The 11,623-nt window shown below is 38.4% G+C and carries 12 protein-coding genes and 1 pseudogene; 7 read left to right on the top strand and 6 right to left on the bottom strand.

Annotated features, from left to right (window positions below):
- The 4 genes and pseudogenes from HL290_RS10190 to rimI form a co-directional block, all read left to right on the top strand.
- A pseudogene (locus HL290_RS10190) lies at positions 1-251 on the top strand (elongation factor Tu); the annotation flags it as partial.
- A 204-nt stretch (positions 252-455) separates the two neighbouring features.
- Positions 456-1,337, top strand: a complete 882-nt coding sequence (locus HL290_RS10185) for a metal-dependent hydrolase (protein ID WP_005048618.1) — start codon at positions 456-458, stop codon at positions 1,335-1,337.
- A gap of 232 nt (positions 1,338-1,569) precedes the next feature.
- Positions 1,570-2,445, top strand: coding sequence for a metal-dependent hydrolase (locus HL290_RS10180; RefSeq protein ID WP_151744828.1), 876 nt, complete (start codon positions 1,570-1,572; stop codon positions 2,443-2,445).
- Positions 2,446-2,552: 107 nt separating this feature from the next.
- Complete coding sequence (rimI, locus tag HL290_RS10175; RefSeq protein ID WP_005042667.1) at positions 2,553-3,008, top strand: ribosomal protein S18-alanine N-acetyltransferase; 456 nt, start codon at positions 2,553-2,555, stop codon at positions 3,006-3,008.
- 44 nt (positions 3,009-3,052) lie between these two features.
- On the opposite strand, the gene HL290_RS10170 is transcribed toward rimI, so the two are convergent.
- Together HL290_RS10170 and aat are read right to left on the bottom strand one after the other, a co-directional pair.
- Positions 3,053-3,868, bottom strand: a complete 816-nt coding sequence (locus tag HL290_RS10170) for an arginyltransferase (protein WP_198496366.1) — start codon at positions 3,866-3,868, stop codon at positions 3,053-3,055.
- Positions 3,869-3,886: 18 nt separating this feature from the next.
- Entirely contained in the window at positions 3,887-4,618 is a 732-nt protein-coding gene (gene aat, locus HL290_RS10165; protein WP_026057138.1) for a leucyl/phenylalanyl-tRNA--protein transferase, read from the bottom strand.
- Positions 4,619-4,726: 108 nt separating this feature from the next.
- Between aat and HL290_RS10160 the strand changes: the two genes are divergently transcribed.
- The gene (locus HL290_RS10160) at positions 4,727-5,026 is read left to right on the top strand and encodes a putative quinol monooxygenase (RefSeq protein ID WP_017388656.1); all 300 of its coding nucleotides are present in this window, start codon (positions 4,727-4,729) and stop codon (positions 5,024-5,026) included.
- A 56-nt stretch (positions 5,027-5,082) separates the two neighbouring features.
- On the opposite strand, the gene trxB is transcribed toward HL290_RS10160, so the two are convergent.
- Complete coding sequence (trxB, locus tag HL290_RS10155; protein ID WP_198496365.1) at positions 5,083-6,033, bottom strand: thioredoxin-disulfide reductase; 951 nt, start codon at positions 6,031-6,033, stop codon at positions 5,083-5,085.
- 268 nt (positions 6,034-6,301) lie between these two features.
- On the opposite strand from trxB, the gene HL290_RS10150 reads away from it, so the two are divergent.
- A complete protein-coding gene (locus HL290_RS10150; RefSeq protein WP_198496364.1) occupies positions 6,302-9,343 on the top strand; it encodes a DNA translocase FtsK in 3,042 nt (1,013 codons plus the stop codon).
- 155 nt (positions 9,344-9,498) lie between these two features.
- Positions 9,499-10,119 carry a threonine export protein RhtC gene (gene rhtC, locus HL290_RS10145; protein WP_004641642.1) on the top strand — a complete coding sequence of 207 codons (621 nt, stop codon included), beginning with the start codon at positions 9,499-9,501 and terminating at the stop codon, positions 10,117-10,119.
- Between the two features lie 41 nt (positions 10,120-10,160).
- Here the strand turns inward: rhtC and HL290_RS10140 are convergent, their stop codons facing one another.
- From HL290_RS10140 to minD, 3 genes are all read right to left on the bottom strand, one after another.
- Positions 10,161-10,448, bottom strand: coding sequence for a PA4642 family protein (locus HL290_RS10140; protein WP_005048600.1), 288 nt, complete (start codon positions 10,446-10,448; stop codon positions 10,161-10,163).
- Between the two features lie 84 nt (positions 10,449-10,532).
- The gene (minE, locus tag HL290_RS10135; RefSeq protein ID WP_003653273.1) at positions 10,533-10,805 is read right to left on the bottom strand and encodes a cell division topological specificity factor MinE; all 273 of its coding nucleotides are present in this window, start codon (positions 10,803-10,805) and stop codon (positions 10,533-10,535) included.
- 2 nt (positions 10,806-10,807) lie between these two features.
- A complete protein-coding gene (gene minD / locus HL290_RS10130) occupies positions 10,808-11,620 on the bottom strand; it encodes a septum site-determining protein MinD (protein ID WP_004641647.1) in 813 nt (270 codons plus the stop codon).
- Between the last annotated feature and the right edge of the window lie 3 nt (positions 11,621-11,623).

The following is an 11,623-nucleotide window of genomic DNA, read 5'->3' as shown; positions in this document are numbered from 1 at the left end:
TTTCTAAAGAAGAAGGTGGTCGTCATACTCCATTCCTTAACGGCTACCGTCCACAGTTCTACTTCCGTACAACTGACGTAACTGGCGCAATCCAATTACAAGACGGCGTTGAAATGGTTATGCCAGGCGACAACGTTGAAATGTCAGTAGAATTAATCCACCCAATCGCAATGGACCCAGGTCTACGTTTTGCGATCCGTGAAGGTGGTCGTACTGTAGGTGCTGGTGTTGTTGCGAAAGTAACTGCATAATCACTTTCAGTGAAAAAAAGCGCTCTTTTTAGAGCGCTTTTTTTATATTTAATTGTCTAACAATCACTATAAAAGCTGGCCTTAACTGATATTTCAATGTCCTTATTTACACTTAATCCTTTTTATTAAATTTGTATGATAAGAATCAAGAAAACGAACAATAAAGTTTGAGTAACTTGGGTTACTTATTAAGCAGCTTTGGGTATGAATGCTAAAGTGAATATTACTAATCGTGCAGGGGCGAGCTTTCCTGTACGTCGTATGAACTTTGACTTTAATGATGTACCAGAATATTGGATGAATGGTTCTGCTGGACTAACACACTTTATGACAGCATTGTCAGCGTTGTTTCCGGCTGGTGAAAAATTCTTTATTGATAGTGTACGTGCAGTACGTTATCACCCATCTATTAAAGATGATGAAGCGCTTCAGAAAGAGATTAGTGCTTTCATTGGGCAAGAAGCAATGCATACTCAAGAGCATGTGAACTTTAATGCCTCTGCTCAAAAGTTTGGTCACGACGTTGAAACGTTAGAGAAATTTACTGACACAGCGATTCAAACAGCAATTCAAGCTTTTGTAAAAATTGTCAAACCTTTTGGTATGACTAAAGAAATGGTTGACCTGACTGCTACAACAGCACTTGAACATTTTACCGCTACCATTGCTTCACAGTTATTAGTCAATAAGCATATTCAAGAGTTGATGACAGATGAAACCATGTCAACGATGTGGTATTGGCATGCTATCGAAGAAAATGAGCATAAAGCCGTAGCTTTTGATGTGTACGAAGGTGTATTTGGTAAAGGCGTAAAAGCTTATGCATTACGTACGAGTTCTTTAGTATTTGCAATGACTTTGATTTTCTTGATTCAGTCTTCTTTTGTACTTCGTCTATTAAAGCAAGATAAAAAATTGAATTTAGGTGAATTATCAGTAATTTATAAATACGCATATAGCCCATCGAAAGGTATCATTACTGGCATGGCTAAAGAAATGCTGGCTTACTTTAAGCCTGGTTTTCATCCAAATGATTTGGATACAGTAGGTCTATTGAAAACATGGAAAGCAAAATTAGGTTTGTAATTTAAATCTATGTTGATTTGAAAGGGCTCATTGGTAGCCCTTTTTCTTTTTAAGTACTAACAATAACGATTAGCACATCTATGCACCTTTATAGGGTGATTAATGACCTCATCTGATATTTCTCTGTCCTCATCTGCACTTAATTGGCACATTGAAAGACGTATGATTATAAATATTAAGAAAATAAATAAAGTTATATGTGAATTAGCTATTCACTTAAAAGGAGTCTGAGATGAATGCTAAAGTAAATATTTCAAATCGTGCTGGTGCTAGTTTCCCTGTTCGTCGTATGGACTTTGAATTTGCTCAGGTCCCTCGTTATTGGGCAAATTATGATGCAGGATTAACCCATTTTATGACAGCATTATCGGCCCTTTTTCCCGAAGGTGAACAGTTCTTTGTAAATAGCACGCGTGCTGTGCGAAATGACCCAAAACTTGCTGATCCCGATCTTCAAAAAGAAATTAGCGCCTTTATTGGCCAAGAAGCAATGCATTCAAAAGAACATCTTGCTTTTAATGCCTCAGCGCAAGCTTACGGATATGATGTTCGTCATATGGAAAAGCAGACTGGTACTGTCATTAAGGTTGGTACTGCCGTTGTCACTAAATTAATGAAACCTTTTGGTTATACCAAAGAAATGATTGATTTGACCGGAACGTGTGCTTTAGAGCATTTCACTTCGACTATTGCAGCTGAACTTTTACAAAATCCTGAAATTCAAGCGATGTTCCAAGATGACACGATGTATCATTTGTGGATGTGGCATGCTGTAGAAGAAAATGAGCATAAAGCTGTGGCATTTGATGTGTATACAAGTATGTATGGACAAGGGCCAAAAGCTTATTTTATGCGTTCAACGGCTTTAATCATTGCAATGGCATTAATTTTTGCAACGCAGACACATTTTACTGCCAAGTTATTAAAAACCGATGGAAAATTAACATGGAAAGATACTAAATACATGCTCAAGTTCATGTATGGTCGTAAAGGTTTTATGACCCGCCAGATTCCAGAGTTACTTGATTTCTTAAGACCAAAATTTCATCCAAATGATTCTGACACTACAGCATTGCTTGCAACTTGGCGTGAAAAGTTAGGTCTCTAAAAAGAACGATAAAAAAGGACAATTTAATTGTCCTTTTTTTTGCTCGTTTTTTCTTGTGAAGTTTTTATAATACGCATTCCTTTAAAACTCTGATTGTGTTGGAACTCATGATTCGTACTATGCAAAACACTGATATTGATATTGTTGTACAAATCGAAAAATCAGTGCAAACACACCCATGGTCAAGACAGCAATTTGTAGAATCTTTGAACTCCTATCAATGTACAGTCATTGAGTCACAAAATAGAGTAGTTGGGTTTTGTATTTTACAGCCAGTGCTAGATGAAGCGAATCTATTACTCATGGCAGTTGATCCTAAAATGCAAGGACAAGGTCTCGGGTATGAGTTATTAAATGCATCAATTGATCAGTTAAAAAATCAGCCCGTACAAATATTTTTAGAAGTTCGTGAAAGTAATAAAGCAGCTATTGCTCTGTATGAGAAAACAGGTTTTCACCAAATAGATCTACGTCGCAATTATTATCCTACCCAAGAAGGTGGGCGTGAACATGCCGTAATTATGGTAAAAACCTGTACCGACGATTTTGCATCGTTGTTTTAAAACACCTGTCTAGTTGCTGACCAAACAAAAAGACAGGATTAAAATCATTTAATAATTAAATTATTCCATTCAGAAGGTAATGTGGTCATCAGAGAGGTACCTAACTGTTGTATTTCTTCTGGTGATAAGGATCTGTTTAAACGACGCCATTGTCCATCTAATAGAAGTTCTAAAGGGGTATATTGCGATTTATAATTCATTTTTGCTGAGTGGGGCACCCAATAGCCTAAATAAAGATATTCTAAACCGAGCGATTTCACATATTCAATTTGGTTAAGAATAGAGTAGACACCAAGTGATCTGCGATGCTCATCGGGATCAAAGAATGTATAGACAGCCGATAGTCCATCATCCATTAAATCGCAGGTAGACACACTGATTAAACGGTTATCTTTCCAAAGCTCAAGAAAAAAGCTATCTGTACAACTATGTACTAAAAACTTTTCAAACTGATCTAAGCTAGGTGGAAACATATCACCATCAGCATGGCGTTCATTAATATAGCGTTCATATAAATCGTAATGAATTTGTGCTGCTTGCTGAGTAGGCAAAATAGTCATGGTCAGATCTTGATTTCGTTTCCATGCTTTTTTTTGCAAGCTATTCATTTGAAAGTCGTCAACTGGAACACGACAAGACAAACATTGTCTACATAAATGGCATTCAGGGCGATAAACGAAGTCACCGCTACGACGAAATCCTAAACGAGAAAGTTCTGAAAGAGTGACCACATCAATCCGATGAATAGGGTCTAAAAACACCATGCGCGCCGATTTGTTTTCTAGGTAGCTGCAATCATGAGGTGGAGTAATATAATACTGCAGATCATTTAAAAGGGACTTCGGGTGATATGATTTCATGATTGGTCCCTCCTGTTATCATTCCATTAATTTTGCATCTAATGCTATTGTTTTACTTGAAAATACACGTTCTTGATACTTTTTCCAATTGATAGAGGGGTGAATAATTACATCTTGTAACGATTTTAAGTAGTCTTGACGAGAAAGTGTACAAGCGCCCAAGCTAATTAAGTGACTATTTACAAGTTGACAGTCTACCCAAGGGAGCTGATTTTCTTGCCCAATCAGCATTAATGTGTAAAAAGCCATTTTTGAAACATCAGTTTCATTGCTAAACATTGACTCACCGAAGCATCCTTTGCCAATCGTAATTCCGTACAAACCTCCAACAAGTTTATCTTCTTCCCAGATTTCAATACTGTAACCATAGCCAGCATTAAACATCTCACAGTAGCCCTGAATAATATCTTCACTAATCCATGTTTCATCTGCATAAGTTCTTGGTAGAGAACATGAGCGAATAACTTGTTCAAAGGCATGATTAACCGTAATCGCATAGTCATATTTTTTCATATTTCTAAGTAGTGACTTGCTCGGCTTATAATTTTGAGGGTAGATGACACAACGAGGTTCGGGACTCCACCAACAAATGGGCTCATCTTCATTAAACCACGGAAATAATCCATGGGTGTACGCTTCATACAGAGTAGAAGGGGAGAGATCAGCTCCAATACAAATTAAACCATGACCATCCGGATCAGATTCAATGGGGTCAGGGAAAATGAATTGAGAAAGTGGAAGTTTCTGCATAGAAGATAAAATGAAATAGAATGATTCAAAATTAACGTAACTCAGCTTCATTGACAATTTTTATTGTTCATCTTTAGCATGAATAAACGAATAGAAAAGGTTTGCTTAATGCTAAAACTTATTGCAGAAGATTTTATTGATATTAAAAAAATTGATTTTGTTTTACCGCTTTATCAAGAACTCGTTGAAAAAACGAGATGTGAAGAAGGGTGTATTGCGTACGATTTATATCATGATATAAAAAATTTAGGACATTTTGTTTTTATTGAAGAATGGGTAGATCGAGCCGCATTAGATCGACATGTCCAGTCTGAACACTTTCAACGGTTAGTTCCTCAGATTGACCAATATCAGACGAGGTCGGGACGTTTTACGCATTTGGACCATTTTGAAAATATGATGAAATAAAACACTATTAAAAAAGACATTCAATAGAGCATTGAATGTCTTTTGTGTTAATTGAATTAACCGAGATTATCTAGATATTTTTCAGCATCAAGTGCCGCCATACAACCTGACCCAGCAGAAGTAATGGCTTGACGATAAATACTGTCAGCTACGTCACCAGCAGCAAAAACGCCTGCTACAGAAGTTGCTGTTGCATTACCTGAAGTGCCGCTTTGCACTTGAATATAGCCATCACGTAAGTTTAATTGACCATCAAACATTGCAGTGTTCGGTTTATGACCGATTGCAACGAATAGACCATGAACTTCTACGCCTTGCTTAGTTTCATCTTGAGTTGATTTAAGGCGAACACTTGTTACGCCAGTATTGTCACCCAATACTTCTTCAACTTCATGATTCCAGATAATGCTGATTTTGCCTTCTTTTTCTTTGGCAAATAAATGATCTTGCAAAATCTTTTCAGAACGTAAGCTATCACGGCGGTGTACTAGCGTTACATGTGCAGCGATATTTGATAAATAAAGCGCTTCTTCAACAGCAGTGTTACCACCGCCTACAACCATCACTTTTTGATTTTTGTAGAAGAAACCATCACATGTTGCACAGGCACTTACGCCTTGGCCCATAAATTTCTGTTCAGACTCTAGACCAAGGTACTGAGCCGTAGCACCAGTTGCAATAATCAAAGCGTCACATGTGTACTCTTCCATATCACCTTTAAGAACAAAAGGACGTACATTTAAGTCCACTTCGTTAATATGGTCATAGACGAGTTCTGTACCAAAGCGTTCAGCATGTGCTTGCATACGATCCATTAATGCAGGACCTGTTAAACCTTCAGGATCGCCCGGCCAGTTGTCAACTTCGGTTGTTGTTGTAAGTTGGCCACCTAGTTGTAAACCTGCAATTAAAGTAGGTTTAAGGTTGGCACGTGCTGCATAGACAGCTGCACTATAACCAGCAGGACCAGAACCGAGAATAATTAACCGAGAATGACGAGCACTCATTGAGGGTATCCTTATTAATTTCGAGAATTTTGAAAATTATACGTGAATTTGTCGACCAATAGCGTGAAATCAATGTGGATAATATTGATCAGGTCAATCGAATTAAGTTATATAACAATATAGAAGTGGCTCATGTTAACAACAACTGTAAAGAATCATGCACCTTTTTTGTAAGAACAGGTGCATAATATAAAGTTCATTCGTTGAAGATCTAAGTGTAGTTCTTCACATCTCTAAACCAATAATTAAATGGGTTACAGGACAGTATATGACTGCGGTGTCGAGTGTTTATGCACAGCGCTTATTGATGACATTATTCTTGGTTTCTTTTGGCATTTATATGTTTCTGGCAACAGTAACATATACACCATTTGACCCAGGCTGGATGCATATTTCCAGTGATACTCAGCAAGTATCCAACGCAAGTGGTATTGCTGGTGCATGGATTGCAGATTTGCTGTTTGGTTTTTTAGGATGGGCAAGTTTGCTTATTCCAATTTTCCTTTTCATTGAAGCAATTCAGGTGTGGTGGCCGCGTAGTTTTTTAAACCGCCCATTTCGTTATGCTGCACAATTCTTTTTAATTCTGGTTGTGTCTAGCCTGCTTTATTTACACTGGAATGTGCCTGCTGATACTTTAGATAATGCAGCTGGGGGAATTATTGGTTACGAGTTAGGTCAGAGCTTATCTCAATTGCTAACGATTTACGGTGCGACCTTATTTTTACTGGTTTTCGGAGTGGTCTTGTTTACTCTTGCATTTGGGGTGCAATGGAGTAAAACATGGATTACGCTTAAAGCGACACCAAGTTATTTACAAGATTTATTTTATAAAAACGTATCACCGAACGAATCGGATTATGATTTAACAACTCAGCCTGCTAATAAAGCAGCCGCGGTTAAAGTTGCAGAAAATGCAGAGACAAATGCTTCAAATGAGAAAGTAGCATCAGTCCAATCTGAAAGTACTCAACCACAATCTGCGGCAACACGACATGATGCGGTTGCTGAGCGCCTATTTGCAGATGTGCTAGCGAAAGAGCAGAGCCGACCTGAATCTGTAGTAGATACACCCATTGCCAATACTCAAAACTTTGAGCATACGCTTGAGCAAGCCCATAAGCTTGAAAAAGACAGCCAACGTTTAGTCGCTACTGGTGAGGTATGGCGTGCTTTACAACGTGATGATGCGAGCCATAAGCAAGAAATTGATGCACTTTTGAGAGCAGCTGATGAGTCAACAGAGCAATTACCTGCTCATGAGCAATTCCAGCAAACAATTTCTCAAGTTCATCAAACTCAACCTACACCTAAACAAGATTTACATGGTCTTGATTGGAATGATGATGAGATTTTTGATGAATTGCTCGCTGCAGTTCCAAACAGCAAAACTGCAACAGATGTGCATACACCATTTGTTCAAGAGCAGCATGTAGATGCAGAACCTACTTCGCAATCGGTGAATATTGCAAAAGAAACTTCTTCACCTTTATCGAATGTAAATCAGTCACCTAAAAATTTAGCAAACGAACAAGTTTTTGAAGACTTTGATGACTTATTAATAGATGAAGATATTGCGCCAGTAGAACCTGTAAGAGCAAGTAGTTATGCTCAGTCTTCAGCATTTGTAAAAGCGCCTATTCAAACGACAATTCAAGCTGATAAGCTTTCAAAAGAAGAGTTTATTGAAGCTTGGCAAGAAACTGCTGGGAAACCACAGGATAATCCTGATATTGATGAAGACGATTTCGATTTCGATGCGCCATTAACAGATGCATCAGGCCGACTAATGTCTCGTGCAATGCAGGTTGCCAAGAAGCGTTTAGATTTACCAACATTACCTGGCCTTGAGCTGCTTGATAAGGTTGATCCGAATAAGAAAGTTAATTTTACTGAAGAGCAGCTTTCGCGTTTATCTGAATTACTTGAAATTAAGTTACAAGAATTTAATGTTAAAGCTCAAGTGGTTGAAGCTCAACCAGGGCCAGTAGTAACCCGTTTTGAGTTAGATTTGGCACCAGGTGTTAAAGCATCTAAAGTAACAAATATCTCGCGTGACTTAGCGCGCTCAATGTCGATGGCTTCTGTACGTGTGGTAGAGGTTATTCCTGGTAAACCATATATTGGTATTGAGGTTCCAAACAGTGCCCGTGAAATGGTGCGTTTGATTGAGCTATTGGAAACGCCAATATATCGAGATCCAAGCGCATTAATCAGTATGGCAATGGGTAAAGATATTTCAGGTAATCCGGTATTAACTGATTTAGCAAAAGCGCCACATATGTTGGTTGCTGGTACGACAGGTTCGGGTAAATCGGTTGCGGTAAACTCGATGATTTTATCGATGTTGCTTAAATATACACCTGACCAGTTGCGTTTGATTTTAATCGATCCGAAACAGCTAGAACTTGCAAACTATAATGATATTCCACATTTATTAACTCCAGTCGTTACTGACATGAAAGATGCAGTAAGCGCGTTGAACTGGTGTGTGAATGAGATGGAACGTCGTTATAAGCTGATGTCATTTCTTAAAATTCGTAAATTAAGTGACTACAACCGTAAAGTTGAAGAAGCAATTGCGAATGGAGAAGATCTAATTGATCCAACTTGGAAACCGAGTGACTCGGCAACTCAAGAACGTGCACCTCGTCTAACACCGTTACCATCTATTGTGATTGTGGCAGATGAGTTCGCTGACATGATTATGCAGGTCGGTAAAAAAGCAGAGGAAATGATTACACGGTTGGCGCAAAAATCTCGTGCTGCGGGTATTCACCTATTACTTGCAACCCAACGCCCATCTGTTGATGTGATCACGGGTTTGATTAAAGCCAATATTCCAACGCGTGTAGCATTACGTGTAAACAGTAAAATTGACTCGCGTACGATTTTGGATGCAGGCGGTGCAGAAGATCTGTTAGGCCATGGTGATATGCTGTTCTTGGGGCCTGGTAAAATCGAACCTGAGCGTGTGCATGGTGCATTCATCAGTGATGATGAAGTAAACCGCATTTGTGATGCTTGGCGTGAACGTGGTGAACCAGATTATGTCGACGAAATCTTGACTCCATTTGACGAAGAACAAACTTCACGTGGTTTTGAAGAGGGCGAGGGTGGTTCTGATCGTGATGCACTTTATGACCAATGTGTTTCATTTGTCTTAGAAACACGTAAAGCTTCTACTTCATCGCTACAGCGTAAATTTAGCCTTGGTTATAACCGTGCCGCTCGTATCATTGATCAAATGGAAGAGAACGGCATTGTGAGCGCAATGGGCCCTAATGGTAAGCGAGATATATTGGTTTAATATGAAATAGCTAAAAAGCCTCTTCGGAGGCTTTTTTTATGATTTAAATAAAAATAAACATTTCCATAAAATGACTTAAAGATTTTATCGTATAGTAAAAAATGCTAATGTATTTTTCCTAAATAAATAACAATGAATTAAATCTGGAGGAAAACATGTTACTTGCTCTGATTACTTTAGCTTTTATCCATTTTTGTGCACTTATTACTCCAGGGCCTGATTTTTTCCTTGTATCTCAAACAGCGATTAGTCGATCACGTAAAGACGCTATGTTAGTGGTTGCTGGGATAACAGCAGGTGTTATGTTTTGGGCTTGTTTGGCACTGATGGGATTAAATCTTATTTTTGAGAAAATGGCTTGGTTAAAGCAAGGTTTACTCATTGCTGGTGGCTTATATCTATGTTGGCTGGGCTATCAGATGTTACGTTCAGCATTTTCAAAAAATCAGCAAGAAGATGTTGTTGCTGTCGAGCTACCCAAAGCACCTTACTTATTTTTTATTAAAGGTCTTATAACGAATCTATCAAATCCTAAGGCTGTTATTTATTTTGGTAGTGTTTTCTCTTTATTTTTAGCCAATCCTCAACTTGATCAGGTTCATTGGTTACTGTTTATTATTGTCACGGTTGAAACGATTTTATGGTTCTGCTTTGTGACTTTTATTTTTTCATTACCGAGTTTTAGATCAGCTTATCGTAATTTTTCAAAATGGATTGATGGTATTTCAGGTGGTATTTTTACGGTGTTTGGTATTTTTCTGATTGGTAATCGATAAATCTAGGTAAGAAAAAAGCCTCTTTAAGAGGCTTTTTATTTTTAAGCAAACTTTGCTAGAACTTCTAAAAAGGGTGCCGATTGACGTGGAAATTTGGCAATCACATCATGGATGCGTTGGCCTTCAGGGTCTTTGGCATTAATATCGCGTCCGTCCGCAATAAATTGAGTCAAAAGACGTTCATAGTCTGTTGGTCGCATATGTTTAAATGCATGGTAGAGCACATGAAAATCTGCGTTCACACCCGTTGGCGGAAGTTGGTTGAGGTAGGCAAAAACACGCTCATCGGACCATTCTTCATTGAAAGTTGCTGGCTGTGATAATGCCATGACAATCTCCTCAGTTTTAAAAAAGGCAAAATAACTTGCGTTATTTTGCCTTGATTCTGTTTTATTGAATAGTCAGAAATAGAATTATCGTTCTTCAGGTAAATTGATATTCATTTCTAACATTTCGATATTTGCTTCAGAGCGAACCTGCATTTGGATATGCTGTTCACCTACACCACTTACATAACGACTGACCACTTGCATGATTTCTTTCTTCATCTGATCAATCTTGTCTTGGCTTAAACGGCGGCCTAAACCTTGTTCAGAAGCAACAATAACTTTCAAACGATCTTTTGCAGTTTGAGCACTTGATGGCTTTTCGTCACTGCTAAATAATTTACTCCAGAATCCTGCCATAACTACGCTCCAAATAGTCGTGCTAACCAGCCTTTAGGTTGAGCTGTGATGTGTCGATAAGGACGGTCTTCGCCAAGAAAGCGTGCAACCAAATCATCATAACCCTGACCAGCTTTAGTTTCTGAATATAGAATTACTGGCTTACCCTCGTTTGATGCTTGTAATACACTTGGACATTCTGGAATAACACCTAATGTCGGTACGCGTAGAATATCTTTAGAAATATCATCAATTGTTAGCATTTCCTGACGGTCAGCACGTTCAGGGTTAAAACGAGTAATACATAAATGTTTACGTATACGTCCTTCGTTTTGTTCAACTTTTTTGGTTTTGCTATCTAACATACCAATAATGCGGTCAGAGTCACGTACTGAAGAGATTTCAGGGTTCGTTACAATGATTGCTTCATCTGCATGATACATGGCTAAAATCGCACCACGCTCAATACCAGCAGGTGAGTCACAAATAACGTAATCAAATTCTTGAGATAGCTCATCAATAACACGAGCAACACCTTCGTCGCTCAACGCATCTTTATCACGTGTTTGTGAAGCCGGTAAAATATAAAGGTTTTCGATATCTTTATCACGAATAAGGGCTTGCTGCAGACGTGCTTCGTTGTTAATAACATTGACAAAATCATAAACAACACGACGCTCACAACCCATAATCAAATCAAGGTTACGTAAGCCTACATCAAAATCAATCACAACAGTTTTATGACCACGAAGGGCTAAACCTGTTGCAAAAGATGCGCTCGTTGTAGTTTTACCTACACCACCTTTGCCTGATGTTACGACAACAATTTTGGCCACCGA

The organism is Acinetobacter sp. AC1-2 (genome assembly GCF_016124155.1).
Lineage (GTDB): Bacteria > Pseudomonadota > Gammaproteobacteria > Pseudomonadales > Moraxellaceae > Acinetobacter > Acinetobacter calcoaceticus.
This window is presented reverse-complemented; position numbering and strand designations above follow the sequence as displayed.

Bases quoted from the DNA above. Each gene is read 5' to 3' on its own strand.
- rimI (WP_005042667.1), top strand. From the start codon at position 2,553: ATGATTCGTACTATGCAAAACACTGATATTGATATTGTTGTACAAATC.
- HL290_RS10160 (WP_017388656.1), top strand. From the start codon at position 4,727: ATGCTAAAACTTATTGCAGAAGATTTTATTGATATTAAAAAAATTGAT.
- HL290_RS10140 (WP_005048600.1), bottom strand. From the start codon at position 10,448: ATGGCATTATCACAGCCAGCAACTTTCAATGAAGAATGGTCCGATGAG.
- aat (WP_026057138.1), bottom strand. From the start codon at position 4,618: ATGCAGAAACTTCCACTTTCTCAATTCATTTTCCCTGACCCCATTGAA.
- minE (WP_003653273.1), bottom strand. From the start codon at position 10,805: ATGGCAGGATTCTGGAGTAAATTATTTAGCAGTGACGAAAAGCCATCA.
- rhtC (WP_004641642.1), top strand. From the start codon at position 9,499: ATGTTACTTGCTCTGATTACTTTAGCTTTTATCCATTTTTGTGCACTT.
- HL290_RS10185 (WP_005048618.1), top strand. From the start codon at position 456: ATGAATGCTAAAGTGAATATTACTAATCGTGCAGGGGCGAGCTTTCCT.
- HL290_RS10150 (WP_198496364.1), top strand. From the start codon at position 6,302: ATGACTGCGGTGTCGAGTGTTTATGCACAGCGCTTATTGATGACATTA.
- HL290_RS10170 (WP_198496366.1), bottom strand. From the start codon at position 3,868: ATGAAATCATATCACCCGAAGTCCCTTTTAAATGATCTGCAGTATTAT.
- HL290_RS10180 (WP_151744828.1), top strand. From the start codon at position 1,570: ATGAATGCTAAAGTAAATATTTCAAATCGTGCTGGTGCTAGTTTCCCT.
- trxB (WP_198496365.1), bottom strand. From the start codon at position 6,033: ATGAGTGCTCGTCATTCTCGGTTAATTATTCTCGGTTCTGGTCCTGCT.